Genomic DNA, 18,872 nt, shown 5'->3' on the forward strand with positions numbered 1-18,872 from the left:
GGGATCACGCGCTTCATGCGCGCTCTTCAGCATGGTTTCATGACGGGCCGATGAAGCAGTACGTCCAATTGGACGCATGTCATTCTAATCAGGCCGGAACCTTGATGACGGCGCGCAAGCCGCCGAGCGGGCTCTTGTCGAGCATGATGTCGCCGCCGTGGCTGCGGGCAATGTCGCGTGCGATGGCAAGGCCAAGGCCGGTGCCGCTGGCATCGAGGTTGCGGGCTTCGTCAAGCCGCACGAAAGGCTTGAACACGTGCTCGCGCTTTTCAGGCGGAATGCCCGGACCGTCGTCGTCGATGGTGACGAGCAGCGAGCCGCGGCCGTGGTTGGCGTTGATCTCAACCGTCTTGGCATAACGGAAGGCGTTGCCGACGACATTGGACAACAGCCGGGCAAAGGCATGGGGCCGCACATGCACATTTGGATCGCCGGCGAGCGAGGTCGACAGTTTGCGCTTGCGCAGCGTCGCCTCCTCGCCGAGCTTGTCGAAATAGGCTTCAAGGTTGAAACGGCCGGCGTCTTCCGTTGCCTCGCCGCGGGCAAAGGCGAGATAGCCTTCCAGCATCGACTGCATGTCGTCGATGTCCTGGCCGAGCGCCTCGGTGTCGGCCTTGGTCCCGGTCAGCGCAAGCTGCAGCTTGAAGCGCGTGAGGATGGTCCTCAAATCGTGACTGACGCCGCTCAGCATGGCGGTGCGCTGTTCGAGCTGGCGTTCGATGCGTTCGCGCATCTGGATGAAGGCAAAGCCGGCGCGGCGAACCTCCTCGGCACCGCGCGGACGGAAATCGAGCGGCATCGGCCGGCCCTTGCCGAAACTTTCGGCGGCCTCGGCCAGCGTCAGGATCGGCCGGATCTGGTTGCGCAGGAACGGGATGGCGATCATCAGCAGCACCAGCGAGGTGCCGACCATCCAGATCAGGAAAATGTGCGTGTTCGAGGCATAGGCCTGGCTCCGGCGCACGAAGGCGCGCAGCACCTTGCCTTCGAGCTGGACGCGGACCTCGATGATATTGGAATTGCCGACCGTATCGATCCAGAACGGACGGTTGATCTGATGGGTGATCTCGGACGAGAGAATTTCGTCGAGGATCGAGAAGAACGGCTTTGGACCGGGCGCCGGCAGCGGATCGGGCGGCAGCAAGTCGATCTTCAGCTGCATGCGATCCTGCGCGATGCGGATGATGTTGGCGTAGTCGGCGTCGTGCGGATAGGTTTCCACCAGGTCGACGATCGCGGCAATGTCGCGGACCGTGGCCTGCGACAGGCGCTGCGTCACGGTCTGCCAGTGGCGTTCCATAAAGACAAAGGCGAGGACCGATTGCAGCAGTATCATCGGCGCGATGACGATGATCAGCGAGCGGGCATAGAGCCGCTTCGGCATGTAAAGCGAAACGAGGCGCCAGAACCGTTTCCAGGCAAGCGGCACGGCCTTCAGTGCCCGCCTGGCGCGAGCGCTCAAGCCGCGATCTCCCGGCCGTTCCAGTTGCGTGGTCGCCATTCGCCCTTTTTGCGCATCCGCAGCCGCTCGACAAGGGGCTGCGGGCGGCAGTCTATTCCACGCTGAGCCGTTCTGGAACAGCCATGGGAGTTCAAGCGGTTAGGTTGTCAAACGTGCGCTGACCGCTCATTGAAAACAAAGGCTTTATTCCTAGATTGTCAAACCGTGGTGTCGTATGCCTTCGGGTCCGCTGCCGCTTCGTTTGGGAGGTATTCAGGCTCATATAAGCCATTTCCTCGAACTCACCAGGCCTGAGTTGGCACCTCCGAGTGGTGCCGTCGGCAGGGGGTAAAGTTTGGCGACGACGATTGCCATGCTGCTGCGGCGCCGATCGGAAATGGTTAAGCGGTTCGAACTCATTGCCCTCAAGACGGTTGGTCGTGAGATCGGCATTGCCGACAGGACGCTTGATGCAATCCAGGGCCATGCCGGACGAACTGCGGGCGACGACTATGGGGACGTGACAATCGCTGCGAAGGCGTCTGCGATTGCGCGGTTGCCCCGGTATGAGTTCTAGGCACCCTCAGCGCTGGTCTCCGTTGATCAATTTCGGATAGCCTGTTCTACGGAGCGGAGACGGCGAATGATAGCGAGGCGGAATTGCGACGCTTAGCCGGTTCCGACTTGGCAGGTTTTTCCACCGAAAACTCTAGGCATCGGATTATCCGGTGTGAGGATCGGCTTTCGACGCAAGGCTTCGCTGTAGTCACCAAGATCGATCACCGGGTGAACAACTGTCTTACCAGCCACCCGCTGCTGCGCCGCTGTCGTTGGAGCTGCGCTGTATTCCAGCACGACCTGGCGTTTCGGATATTTGACGGCTCTAAGGACGACTTTGGTCGAGTAGTTCATCTGTGACGGCCATCCATCGAGCAGCCGGTCGACTACACCGGATGGCCTTTGTCCGAGTCGCATCGCCCGTGCGACGGGCACTTCAGAGCCCGAGGCCGTTTCCGTCTCGCTAATTTTGGACGCCGCGGGCCCCTTGTGCGCATCGCTTCGTCCAGGGACGCAGTAAGATGTTGGGGCCGCCCATCCCAGTGGGGATACTTTGCGGAATATTAGATAGTAGAAGCCCGTGATGTCTGCAAAATGAGATCGTTGAGAATGTCTTGAGCAGCTTCAGGATTTGGGGCATCCTTAATCTGCGCCCTACTGTGGACAATGAGATCGCGAATCTCATCGGCTCTTTTGTAATACTCTCCTGACTTGGCTATCGCGAGGCTTCCGAAGGCGGTCAGGATCGCAGCGAGTGCTGCAAGGAACGCAATTAGCCGAACGCTCCTTGATGGAAATCCTGTCGTGTCAGGAGCTGTTCCGTTCGCTCCCACTGCGCGCCCATAGAACCCAGCAATAAGAGTTATTAATGCCGTCGCTGCGAAGCTCAGCCATGCCCCCACATCACCAGCTGTGCGCAGCCGGACGCCGCTACTGTTAACTTGCACCATTTGCAAACGTGCATCCTCAAACACCTTTACAATGGTTTCTTTAGGGAGCTGGAGGTTTCCCTCAAAGTCGCTGCCCAACCCCAGAATGTTCGGATTAGGGTGAGACCCTACGGGAGCTACTATGCTGATTACAATCCAAACGATTAGCCCGACGGAAAGTAGAACTCCGGTAATTCGTGCAATGGGCATCCCTCGATCCTCTTTGTCAGGCCGGTTCACATTTATTATCCGCGTGATCTGAGACCCAATTTTGATGTGGAAGCGCGCATAGTCATAGCGGCCTCCGTCACTGAAATGTATCGAAATACTTTCCGTTTTTCGCTCGACAATCTTTGAACTCAGCCACTATCTGCGCAGACTGCTGCGAAGGGGCTAACCGGTTCACGGTCTCCATCAGGCGAAACACTAGATTCGGATGCGAATAGCCGCGATCCCAATAGAGTGTGGGTGTCAGGCACATTATCTCAGCCAGGCCTTGGCTCAGTGTGATAGCGTAGTAGATGTTATTTGAAAGTATGGAGAGGTTGGTCACCACCGCAGACGCCGTCTCAGCTTGGCTACCACCACTGTGAAGTCGTTCGACCAGCGCTGCTTCTGCAAAGGCGTCGGCGTCGGCCTCCGCCAACTTCTCGTCGGTGATTTGAAGGTTCAAGGAGAAATTGGGATCTTCGCTCGTCAGATAGCCACCGGGTTTTCCCCGCACAATATGACCCATCTCATGAAGCAACATGAACGCAACTACATATCGTTCATCGAACAGGTCGCCATAGCCACCGGCATTTCGCGCCTGGTTTAACCAGCGCCGAAGCGCCGGCGCCTGAACATAGACGCATCGGCAACCGGGTGGAACCCATATCACATCCGACGTCGCGAGGTTGAGGCTTGACAGGACGAATATCGGGATCTCACGGGGACTTGCTTCTAAGAGAAGATCGCGCCTGAATAAAAAGCCGCCGCTCTGCATCAGGATATTGTTGGCGACTTCGATCGCCCGATCTACGAGGTCGGATTCGATGTCCGTCCTAGTCAAGCCAAAACTTTCCGGCAAGACAATTGTTTGGTCAGCGTGAAAGCAGCCTGATACGACAAGTCCCAAGAACATGGTGACCGCAGTGCGCCTCAGCGGCACTCCGGAAAATCTTCGCAAGTGGTTGACCCGTCGCTATGATAGCATGGGCGCTGAGTGTCAGGACACTCTATGGCATAGTAGGGATTCCACTGCCCGCATGATCCGTAGCCATTTTCGCATGTAGCGGCAACTTCCTTTGTCCATTTTGACATGGGCACTTGAATCATAGGCTGAAAAAGAGAGACAGGTTTTACAACGCTTGCGCCAGGGCTCGTGCCGTCGGCTGCTACATGAGTTGTAAGAATTGCGAGTGGCGACAATGCCGTCAAAGCGAAAATGAAGAGTTTCATACAACCCTCCTTTGGCAGATATCGACTTTCGTTGTGCAGATTAACATAAGCAGTTGCTGAATTAAAGCCTAAGGCAGATTCGTTTGTGAAAAATATCACTCCTAGGCAGCTGTGGGCTATCGATATCCAAATGACCCGTTCTGATGCGAGTCTATGGGAAGCATGCGTCCCACCCGGCAATTGACCGTTTCCCGCCGTGCCTTATTGACGCCTGTCAGCATCCATCCGTAACGCCAGCTTCAACGCAAGCGGACGTCTTTCCGTTAGTTGGGCAAGGCAGCGTTCGCGACTGGGTTCCAGCAGGAAGTGGAAAGGCGCGACGGATGGTTCGTTTATGCGTCGAACACAGCCCATGGGGGTGCCGCCTTACTTGGCTCGGGTTCCCCAAGACCCTCGGACGTCGGAATGTGGAGCACGTTCAGTGGTGCAATCCGCCGACCACAGGCCCTCTTGGTTGACGAAGGTCGATCACCCCCGAGGGTAGCTTTATCCAAGTTATATCAACGGTGCGACAGCGTTTGACGCCATTCCGGCTAGGCGCGAGCCTGAAGTCCGTGACCTATCTAGCCGATGGGAAAATAAATTCCCCTACCATTAGTTGTTATATATTAAGCAAGAAGAGATACTTAAAGAAAGAAAACAGGCATGAACAACAATGGCAGCAGTGCACATCGGAAATCTGAGATTGCCAAATTCTTGGACAAACGCATCTACGAGCTAAGAGACAGAAAGAGCCAAAGGGAAATAGCCAGAGAGATCGGTTTTGCTAACGACAATGTCATTTCGATGATGAAGAGCGGGAGAACGAAAGTGCCGCTTTATCGCGTTGTGAGCATTGCAAGGGCGCTAGAGATCGATCATCGCGAGCTGTTCATCTTGCCCCTCATGCAGAATGGTAACGAAAAGGACCGTGCAGCCATTCGGGAAATGGTGGGCGTTTTTGTTTCAGAAAATGAGCAGGAGTTCATTGGCTTGCTGCGCAAGTTCTCGAGCGGAACGGATCCGAAGATATCGGTCCTGCTTCGAAAGATATTGCGCGCCATCTTTGGTGCCGTGGACGGCAAGAAGGAGGGCGAATGATGCAGAGTGACGCCAGCGTCGAAACCCGATCACCGTGACCTACCGAGGTCGACCTTTGTGGTCGTTCAGTTGCGAGTGTTGCATGACGCGATCTGACCGATGCGGACGCTTGATCACTAGGAGCGCATCGTCCGCTTTGCTGCCAGAAGCTGTCACCGCCGCGGTAACCATGTCGGACTACAGCATTTCCCTGGCATTTGAGTTAATATTGCGGCTGAGGGACCCGAATTCAGCCTTGGGAGAGCTGTGTGGACGTTGCCGCTTGGTTGCGAGGCCTTGGCCTCCAGCAATACGAGCAGGCATTTCGCGACAACGCGATCGACGCGGAAGTCCTGCCGGAGCTGACCGATGCCGACCTCGAGAAGCTCGGTATGCTCCTTGGTCATCGCAAGCGATTCCGCAAGGCGGTAGTGGGACTGGGGCCGTCGTCAAGCCATCCCGACGCGAGCACCGATTACATCGCGGCTCAGAGCCGCACCCGGGAGTTAAGCGCGGAGCGTCGACAGCTGACCGTCATGTTCGTGGATCTCGTCGGCTCGACGGCGCTGGCGACGCGTCTGGATCCCGAGGACCTGCGTGAGATCATCGGAGCGTATCACCGCTGTGTCGCCGATACGGTCGCCCACTTCGGCGGCTTTGTCGCCAAGCACATGGGCGACGGAGTTTTGGTGTATTTCGGCTACCCGCAGGCGCACGAGAACGCCGCCGAGCAGGCGGTGCGTGCTGGCCTTGCTCTCGTCGATGCCGTTAGGCGACTCCTAGAGTCCGAGCCATTGCGGGTTCGTATCGGCATCGGCACCGGACAGGTCGTCGTCGGCGATCTGATCACCGCCGGCGAAGGGCACGAGCGCGGCGTCGTGGGCGAGACGCCGAACCTCGCCGCCCGCCTGCAAGCTCTTGCCGAACCCGACGCGGTCGTGATCGGGCCGCAAACGCGGCAGCTGGTCGGCGATCTTTTCGAATATCGCGATCTTGGCGCCGTCGAGGTGAAAGGCTTTCCGGAGCCGATCCATCCCTATCAAGTGGTTCGTGAGAGCGCTGTCGAAAGCCGGTTCGAGGCGCTGCATGGGACGACGCCCACGCCGCTGGTCGGGCGTGAGGAGGAGGTCGACCTGCTGCAGCGCCACTGGCATCGCGCGAAAGGTGGCGAAGGCCGGGTAGTCCTGCTCTCGGGCGAGCCGGGCATCGGCAAGTCGCGCCTCACTGTCACCTTGCAGGAGCGGATCCAGAATGAGCCACACACCCGCTTGCGCTATTTCTGTTCGCCGCACCATCAAGACAGCGCGCTCCACCCGACCATTGCGCAGCTAGAACGTGCCGCCGGGTTGGAGCGCGACGACCCGCCTGAGAGGAAGCTGGATAAGCTTGCGGCCCTGCTTGCCCCGGCCTCACCGGAGGACGGGGCGCTGCTGGCCGAGCTGCTGTCGTTGCCGACCGAAGGCCGCTTCCCGCCTCTCCAACTGACGCCCAAGCGTAAGAAAGAGAAAACCTTCGATGCGCTGCTCCGGCAGCTCGAAGACCTGGCGCGACAAGGTCCGGTGCTGATGCTCTTCGAGGATGTGCACTGGATCGACCCCAGCTCGCGCGAGCTGCTCGACCTAGCCATCGAGCGGGTGCCGCTCCTGCCAGTGCTGCTTCTCCTCACGTTCCGCCCCGAGTTTCAACCGCCGTGGACCGGGCAGGCGCACGTCACGGTTCTGGTCCTCAATCGGCTCGACCGTCGTGAAGGCGCCGCGTTGGTCCAGCGGGTCGTCGGCACCGGAGAGCTGCCGAGCGACGTTGTCGCGGAGATCATCGAGCGCACGGATGGGGTGCCACTGTTCGTCGAGGAACTGACCAAGGCGGTGTTGGAGAGCGGCAACGCCAGGACAGTGCTCTCAAGAGCTGCTGCGACGGCGTTGAACGTCCCCGCCACGCTGCATGCCTCGCTGATGGCGCGGCTCGATCGCCTCGGCTCAACCGTTAAGGAGGTCGCACAGGTCGGCGCGGTTCTCGGTCGGGAGTTCTCCTACGAATTGCTGGCAGCGGTTGCACAGCGAAATGCCGCTGATCTAAATGGCGCACTGGATCAACTCGTCGGCGCCGGTCTGGTGTTCTGCCGCGGGACGCGGCCACTGGCCACTTACCTCTTCAAGCATGCGCTCGTTCAGGACGCAGCGTATGGCACGCTGCTGCGCGCTAAGCGCCAGGAGCTACATAAGCGTGTCGCAGATGTGTTGGAGGAAAAGTGGACCGAAATCACTGACGCGCAACCCGAGCTCCTCGCGCACCACTTTCAGGAAGCTGGGGATTGGGCGGGCGCGCTCGATCACTGGCAAAAGGCGGGAGGGGCCGCCGTGGCCAGAGCTGCCACTAGGGAAGCCGTGTCGCACTTTGCCAGTGCGATCGACTGCAGCAGGAGACTTGGCGACGTCTCCGGCGGTGCCGAACGGATGACACGTCTCCACCTTGCGATGGCCAATGCCTTGATGCAGGCTGAAGGGTATCGTTCTGAGCGCCTTGGGAAGGCGCTTCAAGATGCACGTCTTGCTGCCGCGAACACTGCATCGGTCGAATTGCAATGTGACGTTGCGCTTTCACTCGCTCCTTTTTTTTATGCCACTGGGCGCAATCAAGATTACCTCACCCTGGCCGAAGAGCAGCTCGCAAACGATGCCAATCTCGTTCCAGCGGCCTATCTGAGTGCACTTTGGGCGGCAAAGGGGATTGCTCACTACAACCGGGGAGAACAACCGCTGGCAGCGGAGGCCCTACGCAAGGCCTTAGCTCTGGTTGAACGTGTTGAAGCAAGTCGTCGTATCTTGTTCGCTGGTGCGGATCAACGTCTCTCTGCCCAAGAGTATCTTAGCGGTTCGCTGACCATATTGGGCTTCTTTGACGATGCCGTCGAACAAAAAGAGCAACTGATTCGAACTGTCAGTCAGCTCGATAAACCCTTCGACCTCGCCTGGTATCTTCTCCTTCAGTGCCATTTTTGCGAGCTACTCGGTCAATACGAGAAACTACTTGAGAACGCTACGAAGATCGTCGAGATTTGCGAACGGCATGGCTACGCGGCGCGTCGAAGCAGCGGCATTAGGTGGCGTGGCTATGCCCGCTCGCATTTAGGTGAACTGGATGCCGGCATCGATGACGTCCGGGAGAGTATGGTTCTTTGGCGTGGGCAAGGCGTGGTATTTCACTCCGCTGACAAAACATGCGCACTTTGTGATCTTCTCCTGCGGGCCGGTCGCATCGAAGACGCATCGCAAGTGCTTGATGACGTCGATGCGCTCGTTCTCGATACGGACGAAGCATGCTACCTAGCAGAATGTATTCGCTTCCGTGGCCAAATCGCCGCTGGCCGAGGTGACCTGACGGGTGCCGCTCGGCTATTCGAAACAGCGATTGCAACTTCAAAGCGGCAGAAAGCGCGACTTTTTGAACTCCGCGCCACAACGCAACTGACACTGGTTCTCGCACGACAAGGTCGTGTCAATGACGCCAAAGCGCGCCTACAATCCGTCATCAACACATTTGAAACCAGATATCCAATCGTCGACCTCATCGCGGCACAAAGGGCGCTGGACGCCCTGAGTCGTTGAGGTCGCATCATCTGCGTCATCTGCGTCGGTTCCGACAACGTAGTTTGCGTCGATTTGATGCAAGCTTGGCTCATTGCGCTACCCGGGACGCGCGTTCGTCCGATTGGACTGGAATGTAACGGAATGGTTGAGATGAGACGTTCACACTTGTCCCCGCGTAGGTCCGAATATGGCGCAACGTGCTCGTTCTGGCAGATGACCGAACGGCAACTACGTATCCATCTAAGCCATTGGTGGCAGCCAGCTGATTTTTCACCCTACTACTGCCCTCAGGCTCCAGGGCAGACCGCGAGCATGGGCCGCATGTTCGGTCAGTCCCGCTAATCCAGTGGGATCAGCGAAGTAAGCGCCGTCAGCGAGTGCACCACGGGTGCCGGTTCTGGATGCCATGAGAGGGAGCAGCAGATGATCGCCCAGGTTCCTAGGAACCGATCGACTTTGTTCCTGAGTCTGGATGAACCCCAAAGATGGAAGTCCTAGGATTTTCTTGGTTAGATCAAGGGAATGCCTTTTGTTGCGGCAGACAAATATCCCCTCAATGCACCGCTTTGTGTGGGGTGTCGGCTGGACATCTGAAGGGAACGAGCTTTGACAAGCCCGAGGTTGACAAACGTCAACTTAGGCCATCGATCACTCGTGATCCGCAACGAATTCTGTCAACCAGAAACGTGCGTTCTCTTAGCCGAAATAAGAGTCTGCTTTACCCTAAGTTTACATCAGGTTGACAAAACCGTCCGAAATCCAAGTTTTTGGAAAAGTGTCAACTAAGGCGGGATCCAGGAGGCGCTCCGCGTCGGAGGCAGACTGCTGTATGGGCCGAAGTGTAGGATGATCGGGCGCTACAAGCCTCGATACCGCTAGGAACCTATTTCTCGTCCTGCCCAGTTCCAAGATCAGTCATCCACTAAGGCTCTGACAGACCACACCTAAATAGGCGCATTGACCTGTGTCGAATGCGCGCGCTTGGGAGACATCCGGGACTGGCGCTCAACGATACTCGTCGTTCCTTTCGCTGCTAGGAAGCCCCTGGTGCTGGGGTCTGTGTGGCAGCAACGTATCGCGGGTTGCTTCATCGTCGGACTTGGCATCCGCATGGCTTTCGGCAACAGCACAAGCCGCTAGAGGGATCATCCGTTCCGGCCTGTTGCCCGATGCCGCATGCGCGCCGCTTCCCCCAGCACCTGCCCCTGTGAGCGCCGGAAGCCGTCCTTCGGCTGATTGGCCTTCAGGGTGCGGTCCGCATGCTCCGCGATTTGGCTGGCAAGGTGCGCGTCCTGTCGGGGTTTGCCGGAACCGCTGACGTTGATGGCGAGGTTCGGCGCATAGGTGTTGGCGAAGCTGTTCCTGCCGACGATGCCGCCCGTGGCGAAGGCCGGTGCCTTGCCGATCTCTGAATTCCATCGGCCGGCGAATGGCGATCACTGGCAAGGCTAGTTAGCCACTCGCGGAGTGCCGGAGGTGGCACAGGCGCACGCGGAAACGAGACCCTGTGTATCACCCCTTCGGAGCAACATTTTTCCGGCCTGCTTCGTCACTCGCATTCTGACACGCCCAGCAGAATCGCGTGGCCCATCGACGACAAACGGACGTTTGAGTGCAACAAGCAGATCTCTTAATCGAACATGTCCGTAAGTTCGCGTATCGAAATCGGTGCTTCGGCGCTCAAGTTCGCGCTCGAGAAGGTCAATCGCCACCCAGTCTGCGGGATGATCAACAAGGCTGGCCATTGCACTCTTCACGATAAAATGGGCCTCGCCGAGCGGGCGTAGCGGCTTCATTTTGGAATGAGGTGCATGCAGCAGATCGAACCTCAGGTTCTCCAGATACACGAACCGGCTGCATGCTTGCTTTAGCCGTTCGGGGGCGCTTTCACCGCCGAAAACATAACATTCAAGATGCTGCTCCCGAATGCGGATCGCCAGGTTGGTGAAATCGCTGTCGCTTGACACGATACAAAATCCGCCGAAGGCGCCATCGTGTAGAAGATCCATCGCATCAATTACCAGCGCGATGTCTGCAGCATTCTTGCCCCTGCCGGAAATCGCCAGATGACGCGGCACGATTGCGTGCCGGACCAACGTCTCCCCCCACACCGCGCCTTGTGGTCCAGCAAAGTCGCCATAGGCTCGCTTCACTACTAACTGGCCGTATTTTTCCATCTCTGTGATGGCTCGGCCGATCATCTTCGCCGGGACATTATCCGCGTCGATCAAGACAGCCAGGCGAGGGAAGCGTTGTTCTGTGGGCATCATGGTCTCCAATGCAATGCATCCACGCGTGCCAACACCAGCCCTCGGAGGGCATCGCGGCTCGTTCGTCAGGAAGAGCACCCGAGCGGGCAACCTGCAACAGGTGCGCTCGCTAAGTGGCAAGGGCCCAGGAAGCTGGCGGTCCTGGGCCCTTTAGAGTCCGTAGTTCTGGAGGTGAAAGCCATTTGATTGGCGCCACAAATAGACGGTAACATTTTTTGAACGCTCGTCAAATTGAAAATTCTACCGATGTCATTCATTCATAGGAGTGCCAAAATAGGAGAATGAACGATGGCCGATAAATCTGACGATGGCAGTGATCGCCCGATACGTGACATGAGCTTTAAGATGCCTGACGAGTTTCACTATCAATTCAAGCTATCGGCTCACAACGCCGGTATTACGATGAAAGAACTTCTTGTTGAGTCGTTCGATCTTTGGCGACGCTTTAACGCTAAATAAGATCGAATAAATCCAGCATTATACGATTTTTAGGATAGGAATAGTTGTTGTCAATCGTAAGTCACCAATGACTTATTGTGCTGCCATTGGAAAAAGAGATTTCCAGAAGTTCAGTGCGTGCTGCCAGGTGTCTCGTCCCTTCCGCAGTAGTCACGGCCGGAACTACCGGCCACAATCGACACAGCCGGTCGCAGGTGCGTGCTTTGGCATTCTGAGTGACACTCCAGCGGACGGTGATGGTGCGCGCCCTAGACGCTCAGTGACAATCTTCTCGGCCTCGGACATCGTAATCCTTCAGTGGTGGATCCGGAGGTCTTGAGGTGACAAGCTCACCGGTTTGGCCGTCTTTGCTTCAACCGTGCCGGCCCCCATCGAAAGCGGCTTCGATCGCAGCATCGCGAAACGCCGAAACATCGTGTCGAGCTCCGGGGCTCCAGTTTGATTCGCGATCCATCCACTAGGCCAGGACCAGCATAGGGTCGGCAATCGCGACGGCGCCTTCCCGCTGCCACATGGCCGAGGCGGCGAATTCCACCACAGCAGTCCCGGTCCCGATCCTCGCAGCCGGCCGAAGGGGCCGAAGCCGCGCAATACCATTGACCCTATGGCCACATTGATCAGATCAAAGTGAAAACGCGAGATTCCGATAGAAAGCCGTGAACGACTGCCGAAAACGGGAACTCAATGAGGACGGAGCAATTGCGAGCATGAACGACCCAAGGCGTCACCACTATGTGCCGCAATTCCACCAAAGGCGGTTTGCAGACAATGCCGGTCGGCTCTGGGTTTGGGACAAAAAAACGGATCGCGTCTTTCCATCGATGCCGGGATCGATCGCAGTGGAATCTGACTTTTATCGGTTGCATAAATTCGAGAAACTTGGACACGACGCTTTCACGATGGAAAAGCAGCTGTCGGAAATGGAAGGGCAAATGTCCTTGATCACGGACGAATGGCTCCAACGGTTACGGGCTGTTGAACCGGGTCAACAGATCCCAATTCCAAAGCCAAACCGGGAGATCGTGTCACGGTTCATGGCCGTCCAATTCCTGAGGACCGCCGACACCAGAGACATCCTTTGTGCAATGCATGATGAGGACCATCCCGATGAACCGCTTTCCGATGACGACAGGGCAAATACGCACACCGATCTCATGTGGGACCTCGGTGTGGTTGAAAGCATTGCGAATCATATCAACGAGGCGATTTGGATATTCGCAAAAAACACCACAGGAACACCGTTCATGACATCCGATAATCCTGTTGCTTTCAGGACAAAGGATAACGCCATGTGGCTCAAAATTGGTTTTGTGGCCGAGGGCAGTTACGCCGTTTACCCGCTCGCTCCGGACATTATCATGTTCTGTCATGAGCGGCGGTTCTGGAAAAGGATCGAAGCGTTGGACGGGTGTCTGTCGCCTATCGCATTGGATAAGGAGATGGTCGAGAGTGAGAACTCAGGGCAAGTCTTTATGGCCAAGAGATTTGTAATTTCTCCCGTCAATGACTTTCGGTTCGCCCGTGGATTCGCAAAGACGATCGGAACAGATACATACGCGAGATTCCGTCACAGCGATTGATGGTGCGGGTGGGCAACTCCAACGTGCCTGGACGAGACGCCACGCCGTTCCGGGCCGTTTAGAATTGCCAGCGCCCGCCAGACGAATCTCATGATGTAAGGAACAAGATGAACGAAGAGCAGCGTTGGGCCTTCATCGCGAATTTGGACGAGGAACTCCTACAAGGTGGAGTCACGTTATCGGAGTGGTGTTCGTTCATCGTTCGGGAAGCAGATATCGCTTTCGTTGCCAGCGCTCACCTCGCAACCGTCGTCACAGCCATGGCGGGCATCGAGACATATCTGCGCTCGGAATACGCAGGAGATCGGCGAGCGACCCTGTATGAACTGATCGAACGATCTTCGATTTCGGAACCGCTTAAGCGCGACATTCATGCTCTTCGGAATTACCGCAATCGGTGGGTTCATCTGGCCACCCCTCAGCACGATCAGGATGTTCTTGAACAGCCGGAAAAATACGAGCATGAGTTGGAGGGCAAGGCGAGAGATGCAATTCGGACCTTGAGACAGACGGTCTACGAGAATCAATGGATTTAGGGCACGACTGATCGATCGCCCCGCCCCTACAGAGTTAATCCATTCTTTCCGGAAGACGGCGCAGATTCTAAACGGGACACGAGGGATCGATCATGTCGGACCGCATTTTCACCTTCGGCTACGAAGGTTTGTCGCTGGATATCTTCATCGAACGCCTCAAGGATGCCGGTGTTGAAACGGTGCTCGATGTTCGGGCAAATCCTCTGTCGCGCAAACGCGGCTTCTCGAAAGGTAGTCTTTCTATCGCGCTAGGCGACGCTGGTATCGCTTACACTCACGTTCCAGCCCTGGGCTGCCCCAAACCTGTCCGCGAACGTTACAAGCAAGACGGTGACTGGACGGCCTACACGCGTGGATTTCTTGCGCATAGCAGGGAGCAGACGGAGGCAGTAGCCGAGATTGTGAAGGTCGCCAAAGGCTCGACTTCGTGCCTGATTTGTTTTGAAGCCGATTTCAATCGCTGTCATCGAACCTTCGTCGCGCGAGCAGCCGCCGCCATCGGCAGGTTCAGCATCACTCACCTAACGGATCGAAAAGAGATCCCTGACGCCAGGGTTCGGTCGGCAGCTTAGGCGGGTAAATCAGGCTTACGATAAGCCACTGGTTCGGAAACCGGTGGATCGTGCCCATCAAGAAGATAAGGTCAGCACCTGGCAAAGCGGTCTCAAGTTTGGCTCGAAACGGAACCTCCCACGCATCCCGATAGCGGTGGCGGCAGGTCCAGTAGAGCGCGCCAGCTTCCCAATCGGCTATCTTGTGCCGATACTCGCGATTTTCACCGCCGATCGCGCACGAATAGCGATAGTGGAACTCGAAAGGGATTTTCTTGAGGGTCGCGATGCGTTTGGCGTCAGCCTCATCGAACAGTCCGCCTTGCCGCTCATACTGAATTAGCTTTTCCCTCTCTTCTCGTGTCCAATCGGGCCTCTCACAGGCTGTAATATCTAGGCCGATCACTCGCGAAGGACGAAGAAGTCCTAGTGTAAAATGGCCCGAGACGCGAGCTTCTTCGAGCATCGCGAAATCCCTAAACGTTGGTATATTGGCAAGTTGCGCCCTTCTCGCCAGCCAGCCCTGCTTTGTCGGTAGAGGGTCGCCCATGCATTGTATAGTATCAACGAAAATCTTGTGACTTTCACGACGATGATCGCCTGGGGCTTTCTCGATCCGGGCCGCGATCCACTGCCATTTCTTAAACTGCTTGTCGTCGCCCACAAGTCGAAACGGAACGGGAAATAGCCTAATAAGGCCCCCTTCTTGTTCTATGCCAGCGACGCAGCATGTTTCGACGTGTTTGCCGCTCGGCGAAGGATAGGTCTTGCAAAGAATGAGTATGCGCGTCTGTCGGGAAGCCATCGCTTGCTTGCATCCAATTGCGCCAATTCAATAATCCATAACAAGTCCCACGAATGCACGCTGCTTGCTGGCTGTAAAGCATTCAGATGAGTGGTAGGGAGAACTCTTCGGTGCAACCAGAGTTCAGGCAACATGTGGTGGACGGTGTCGACCGCCAGGAACTAGGCCTCAGGTCTGGAGTGCCAACCGGCTGGCTGGAGCATAAGGACGTGCCGGTCTTGATACCGGGCAATATGCGGGCGCCAGTCAGCATTTGCGAAACGCGGCGGACGAAGCAAACTCATTCAGCCCCGCAATCGCCGTCAACGGCGAGCCTGATGGCGCTTTCATTTCACCCTCCCCGCGGGCCACCGCGATGAATTCCACCACGGCAGCCCAAACCCGACGCGAGATCGCTGCCAATCTGACCAATGCACCTCTTATAAGTCGGGCTCGCGCCTTTCCCAGCGGTGCCGCCGAACACCATATTCGACTGTATCGAACTCTACCCGACGCACCAGATGCACCTTTATCGACTGCAAATCGATGCGAAGCGCCACCGCCCTGCCATCCGGGTCCGGCGGCGACCATGCGAAATTTGCCCATCCGTCATCGTCACCCGTTTGCGCCGTTGGCGCAGGTGCCGGCGGAGCCCGTTCGATGACGACGTATTCCCGCTCCCAGCCTTCCGGATACATTTCGCCGGTCCTCGCCTCGATGTCGGTTCCGTCAGGCACGTCGATGCCCTCAACTCGCGCCCCCTTGTGAAACAGCACCACATTCAGCACATGGCCCGCCGCTTGGACCGATGGAAAGACGATGCCATCTATCTCAGCTTCGTCAGTGGCGAGGAAGTCCGCGATGGCTTGGGTGGGCAGGTAGTCGAAGGCTTCGTCGTCCGGCATTACTGGCCGGGTGATGCGTTGGCTGAGTGAGCGCAAGAACATCGCGCGCTCCATGCGACTTGCTAGCTCGGGGTCGAAGACGCTACCGCCTTCGCTGACGTCGCCGAGTGCGGTCAAATCGAGCAACCGCAAAGGCCGGATGATTTCGAAGCGCGCGACGGCAACCTGGCTGCCGACCGGAGGCCGCACCTCGGCGATGGCAACGCGCGGTTCATCGGCGCCATAGAATACCGAGATGCCTCGCGCGTTCATGCGCCCCGCGCCTGCAACGCTGGCAGGTGGCGAACCTAAATGCTGATCCGGCCTACAGAGCGCTGCCTCAAGCCGCTCGTCCGATTGAAATACGCGTGCACGATAAACGGCGTCCAGCGACGTCCCGGGACCGGCGTCGATCACCAGCGGCCTACCATCGGTCGCGGACATCGTCTCGAGACCCCGAAAGACAGACGAGAGATGGGCGGCCGCCGTCCGGCTGAAAAAGCGAGCTTCCGTCTTCAGCGACCGCTCAAATTCGCCCCACTCTTCCTGCCAGGCCCGATCGCTGGTCCCCTTTTCCTCATAGTAGCTGTCGGAACAGAACTCGGTTTCTTCGCCCATCGCTGCGGAATCGAAGTCGCCATACCTCTCATCGAGGAAACGTTGAATGTCCTCCGCCGCCGCCTCAGGCATCCCCGCGGCATTGGCGATAGCGTGGATAACAGGCTCGCCGTTGCGCTCCCAGTCGTAGTCCGATTCACGGTCTGATAGCAGAATCTGCTGCCAAGAGTTTGGTTGGTCCGAGGTGCGGACGTAGTGTTGTTCGAAGACCTCTTCGATACGCTCGGCCAGATCGCCGACTGTGTAGGACTTAGCAGTCCGATCACAATACGAACAAGGACGCCGCCGTCCTTGGTGCTGCATTTCGGCGCGGAGATACGCTTCATCGACGCAATGGTAGCAAAGGTTCTTGGCCTTCAGCTCGTCGATCTCATCTTGGCTGAGCATCTAGCAGACCGCCAGCGGCAGGAGTTGGCACGGGCCTCGTGCTTTGGACCCTTCTGATAGCATCCTGTAATTCAGTTGTCCGCCGGTCGAAAGAATGATGCACGGTTTTCAAATCTGAATACCTAGCTGTCGCTACGGCTCCGACGGTGTCCATATTGAGAGAGCTCATCGGCAAGGGCCGAAACAACTCGACGTCCGGCTTCGTCAGATTGATCCAGCCCCTCCAATTCGGAGGCTGAAGCACAACCACTTGCTAATTATGGATGGGCGACGCAACATCCGGCCCCTGGCTCCGTCGTCAGCATGGTGAACGTGGGCGGCTTGTTGCCGGCGCCTTCTCCCACAAGCCGGTGATCGCCATAAACTACGAGCCGTTCGCCCTGTCCACCATTTCCTCTAACCGAGGTATGTCTCCTCGGGCACAGAACCGGATCGGTTAGTGTGGACCGCAGCCTGTCCGCCATTTCCTCTAACCGGAAGGTGATTCTTTTGGGAACCGCGACTTTCCGAAGAAAAACGCACCACGACCTGTTTGAGTCATACGTGAGCCGCCAGGCACTGACGGCAATTTCGGGCACTTCGCAGCATGCAGGAACAAGGAACGCTTCTACGGCCCGTCTACGGCACGATGAAGTGCTAGACCGGATCTGTTAGTGTCGAACCGGAAAGGTTGAAAGCTACGTCTTCCGGTCCGAACAGAAAGTTAGGCCGCGCGAAGCGCGGGCAAGGCCCGAAGGGCCGCGCAGGGAGGGCGCGAAGCGCCCGAGTAGACACACTTACCGCTCAGTGTGTCCACCATTTTCCAACGTAGTTCTTCCCTTATTTCTTACTGTCTTATCTAACTTACTTACTAAAGGAGGAAATGGTGGACATTCCTCTGCTGCCAACGCGAAACCTCGGACGCACCTTTGCCTGGCTCAGTCGTTAATCGTAGGAATAGTTCCCGCTTTTTTGCCGTCGCGGTTCAGACTCTGCTATACTGTAATCGCACTCGAATGATTGCGGTTCTTGGCGGAATCGGGCACCTAACCGGTGTCGCCCACATTCGCCCACAATCAGATCGATCGCCGGCCCCGCCAAGCCGTAACCCAATCGTATCGAAGGTTACACCACTCCTATGCCCCCTGATATCGATGCCGGACTACCGGCGACCCCATGCGCAGCTGGGGCACGCGTGTCGCCGTTGAAAAAAGCCGTCCAGGGTTGGAAGGCAAAGTCCAACGCCAGCACTCAAAGGCGGTTTGACCAGCAAGGCGATGCTAACCGAGCAGCCTGGAGCGCGCGTGCCCGCGCTGACTATTTAGCCAAGGCAGCGGCCGAAGGGCGCGCGGTTCGCCCTTACACCCGTCTAGACGCCATGACCGATGAGGACCGCGCCAGCCACGAGAGAACTAAGCAGCGCGAAAAGAAGCAGCGCCTGCGAGCTAAGAAGAAAGCAGTTGACGCCGCAAAAATGACGGCGCTGCCCCTGTATGGACGGTTCTAAGGAACCTCGAACGACACATATAACCAGCTCATGCTGGCCCTCGCCGAGATCGAACCTTGCCCTTTCAGTGGCAGGCGTGCATGGGGCGCAGCTCCTGCGGCGTCGCGATGGCAAATCCTCAACATAGTGCCAGTCAGAGGCTCAAGAGGCACTTTCGCCACTGCCGATAGCAGCATTGCGGCTACGGCCGCGGTAGCGATTGCCGACACAACGTAGCTCACACATCTGAAAAGAAAGTGATTGCACAGGCCGGCCTCTGGTTCCGTCGATAAATCGGAGCTACTTGGCCTATGGGTATCAAAT

The 18,872-nt window shown here is 57.3% G+C and carries 16 protein-coding genes; 9 read left to right on the plus strand and 7 right to left on the minus strand.

Features of this window, described 5'->3' with window-relative positions:
• Nucleotides 1-88: 88 nt before the first annotated feature.
• On the minus strand, nt 89-1,501 hold the full coding sequence (locus AC0L3D_RS17930) for an ATP-binding protein (RefSeq protein WP_091598380.1): 1,413 nt from the start codon (nt 1,499-1,501) through the stop codon (nt 89-91).
• Between the two features lie 295 nt (nt 1,502-1,796).
• Between AC0L3D_RS17930 and AC0L3D_RS17935 the strand changes: the two genes are divergently transcribed.
• Nucleotides 1,797-2,018 (plus strand): hypothetical protein, encoded by a 222-nt coding sequence (locus AC0L3D_RS17935; RefSeq protein WP_473645240.1) that lies wholly within the window; start codon nt 1,797-1,799, stop codon nt 2,016-2,018.
• 92 nt (nt 2,019-2,110) lie between these two features.
• On the opposite strand, the gene AC0L3D_RS17940 is transcribed toward AC0L3D_RS17935, so the two are convergent.
• The 3 genes from AC0L3D_RS17940 to AC0L3D_RS17950 form a co-directional block, all read right to left on the minus strand.
• Nucleotides 2,111-2,353: a hypothetical protein gene (locus AC0L3D_RS17940; RefSeq protein WP_473645241.1), complete on the minus strand. Its 243-nt coding sequence runs from the start codon at nt 2,351-2,353 to the stop codon at nt 2,111-2,113.
• A 209-nt stretch (nt 2,354-2,562) separates the two neighbouring features.
• Nucleotides 2,563-3,138, minus strand: a complete 576-nt coding sequence (locus tag AC0L3D_RS17945) for a hypothetical protein (protein ID WP_473645243.1) — start codon at nt 3,136-3,138, stop codon at nt 2,563-2,565.
• A gap of 97 nt (nt 3,139-3,235) precedes the next feature.
• Nucleotides 3,236-3,979: a hypothetical protein gene (locus AC0L3D_RS17950; protein WP_473645245.1), complete on the minus strand. Its 744-nt coding sequence runs from the start codon at nt 3,977-3,979 to the stop codon at nt 3,236-3,238.
• Nucleotides 3,980-5,013: 1,034 nt separating this feature from the next.
• On the opposite strand from AC0L3D_RS17950, the gene AC0L3D_RS17955 reads away from it, so the two are divergent.
• The 3 genes from AC0L3D_RS17955 (at nt 5,014) to AC0L3D_RS17965 (ending at nt 10,426) form a co-directional block, all read left to right on the plus strand.
• Nucleotides 5,014-5,448: a helix-turn-helix domain-containing protein gene (locus tag AC0L3D_RS17955; RefSeq protein WP_473645247.1), complete on the plus strand. Its 435-nt coding sequence runs from the start codon at nt 5,014-5,016 to the stop codon at nt 5,446-5,448.
• Between the two features lie 248 nt (nt 5,449-5,696).
• Nucleotides 5,697-9,032: an AAA family ATPase gene (locus AC0L3D_RS17960; RefSeq protein WP_473645249.1), complete on the plus strand. Its 3,336-nt coding sequence runs from the start codon at nt 5,697-5,699 to the stop codon at nt 9,030-9,032.
• Nucleotides 9,033-10,273: 1,241 nt separating this feature from the next.
• Complete coding sequence (locus AC0L3D_RS17965; RefSeq protein ID WP_473645251.1) at nt 10,274-10,426, plus strand: hypothetical protein; 153 nt, start codon at nt 10,274-10,276, stop codon at nt 10,424-10,426.
• A gap of 36 nt (nt 10,427-10,462) precedes the next feature.
• Here the strand turns inward: AC0L3D_RS17965 and AC0L3D_RS17970 are convergent, their stop codons facing one another.
• Nucleotides 10,463-11,284 (minus strand): NYN domain-containing protein, encoded by an 822-nt coding sequence (locus AC0L3D_RS17970; RefSeq protein WP_473645311.1) that lies wholly within the window; start codon nt 11,282-11,284, stop codon nt 10,463-10,465.
• A 288-nt stretch (nt 11,285-11,572) separates the two neighbouring features.
• Here AC0L3D_RS17970 and AC0L3D_RS17975 point away from each other — a divergent pair, with 288 nt between their 5' ends.
• From AC0L3D_RS17975 to AC0L3D_RS17990, 4 genes are all read left to right on the plus strand, one after another.
• Nucleotides 11,573-11,743 (plus strand): hypothetical protein, encoded by a 171-nt coding sequence (locus AC0L3D_RS17975; RefSeq protein ID WP_473645253.1) that lies wholly within the window; start codon nt 11,573-11,575, stop codon nt 11,741-11,743.
• Between the two features lie 707 nt (nt 11,744-12,450).
• Nucleotides 12,451-13,323, plus strand: coding sequence for a DUF4238 domain-containing protein (locus tag AC0L3D_RS17980; protein ID WP_473645255.1), 873 nt, complete (start codon nt 12,451-12,453; stop codon nt 13,321-13,323).
• 107 nt (nt 13,324-13,430) lie between these two features.
• Nucleotides 13,431-13,859 carry a hypothetical protein gene (locus AC0L3D_RS17985; protein WP_473645257.1) on the plus strand — a complete coding sequence of 143 codons (429 nt, stop codon included), beginning with the start codon at nt 13,431-13,433 and terminating at the stop codon, nt 13,857-13,859.
• A gap of 92 nt (nt 13,860-13,951) precedes the next feature.
• A complete protein-coding gene (locus AC0L3D_RS17990) occupies nt 13,952-14,431 on the plus strand; it encodes a DUF488 domain-containing protein (RefSeq protein ID WP_473645258.1) in 480 nt (159 codons plus the stop codon).
• On the opposite strand, the gene AC0L3D_RS17995 is transcribed toward AC0L3D_RS17990, so the two are convergent.
• Together AC0L3D_RS17995 and AC0L3D_RS18000 are read right to left on the minus strand one after the other, a co-directional pair.
• Nucleotides 14,373-15,215 (minus strand): hypothetical protein, encoded by an 843-nt coding sequence (locus AC0L3D_RS17995; protein ID WP_473645260.1) that lies wholly within the window; start codon nt 15,213-15,215, stop codon nt 14,373-14,375. The two genes, AC0L3D_RS17990 and AC0L3D_RS17995, sit on opposite strands and share 59 nt — an antisense overlap.
• 419 nt (nt 15,216-15,634) lie before the next feature.
• Nucleotides 15,635-17,083: an RES family NAD+ phosphorylase gene (locus AC0L3D_RS18000; RefSeq protein ID WP_473645262.1), complete on the minus strand. Its 1,449-nt coding sequence runs from the start codon at nt 17,081-17,083 to the stop codon at nt 15,635-15,637.
• Between the two features lie 1,183 nt (nt 17,084-18,266).
• On the opposite strand from AC0L3D_RS18000, the gene AC0L3D_RS18005 reads away from it, so the two are divergent.
• Complete coding sequence (locus AC0L3D_RS18005) at nt 18,267-18,569, plus strand: hypothetical protein (RefSeq protein ID WP_473645264.1); 303 nt, start codon at nt 18,267-18,269, stop codon at nt 18,567-18,569.
• Nucleotides 18,570-18,872: the final 303 nt, after the last annotated feature.

This window comes from Mesorhizobium sp. WSM4837 (assembly GCF_055811435.1).

What these genes read in the sequence shown, in the direction of transcription:
- AC0L3D_RS17945 (WP_473645243.1), bottom strand. Translation starts at nt 3,138, where the DNA reads ATGCCCATTGCACGAATTACCGGAGTTCTACTTTCCGTCGGGCTAATC.
- AC0L3D_RS17965 (WP_473645251.1), top strand. Translation starts at nt 10,274, where the DNA reads ATGCTCCGCGATTTGGCTGGCAAGGTGCGCGTCCTGTCGGGGTTTGCC.
- AC0L3D_RS17970 (WP_473645311.1), bottom strand. Translation starts at nt 11,284, where the DNA reads ATGATGCCCACAGAACAACGCTTCCCTCGCCTGGCTGTCTTGATCGAC.
- AC0L3D_RS17985 (WP_473645257.1), top strand. Translation starts at nt 13,431, where the DNA reads ATGAACGAAGAGCAGCGTTGGGCCTTCATCGCGAATTTGGACGAGGAA.
- AC0L3D_RS17995 (WP_473645260.1), bottom strand. Translation starts at nt 15,215, where the DNA reads ATGGCTTCCCGACAGACGCGCATACTCATTCTTTGCAAGACCTATCCT.
- AC0L3D_RS17955 (WP_473645247.1), top strand. Translation starts at nt 5,014, where the DNA reads ATGAACAACAATGGCAGCAGTGCACATCGGAAATCTGAGATTGCCAAA.
- AC0L3D_RS17990 (WP_473645258.1), top strand. Translation starts at nt 13,952, where the DNA reads ATGTCGGACCGCATTTTCACCTTCGGCTACGAAGGTTTGTCGCTGGAT.
- AC0L3D_RS17940 (WP_473645241.1), bottom strand. Translation starts at nt 2,353, where the DNA reads ATGAACTACTCGACCAAAGTCGTCCTTAGAGCCGTCAAATATCCGAAA.
- AC0L3D_RS17980 (WP_473645255.1), top strand. Translation starts at nt 12,451, where the DNA reads ATGAACGACCCAAGGCGTCACCACTATGTGCCGCAATTCCACCAAAGG.
- AC0L3D_RS18000 (WP_473645262.1), bottom strand. Translation starts at nt 17,083, where the DNA reads ATGCTCAGCCAAGATGAGATCGACGAGCTGAAGGCCAAGAACCTTTGC.
- AC0L3D_RS17975 (WP_473645253.1), top strand. Translation starts at nt 11,573, where the DNA reads ATGGCCGATAAATCTGACGATGGCAGTGATCGCCCGATACGTGACATG.
- AC0L3D_RS17930 (WP_091598380.1), bottom strand. Translation starts at nt 1,501, where the DNA reads ATGGCGACCACGCAACTGGAACGGCCGGGAGATCGCGGCTTGAGCGCT.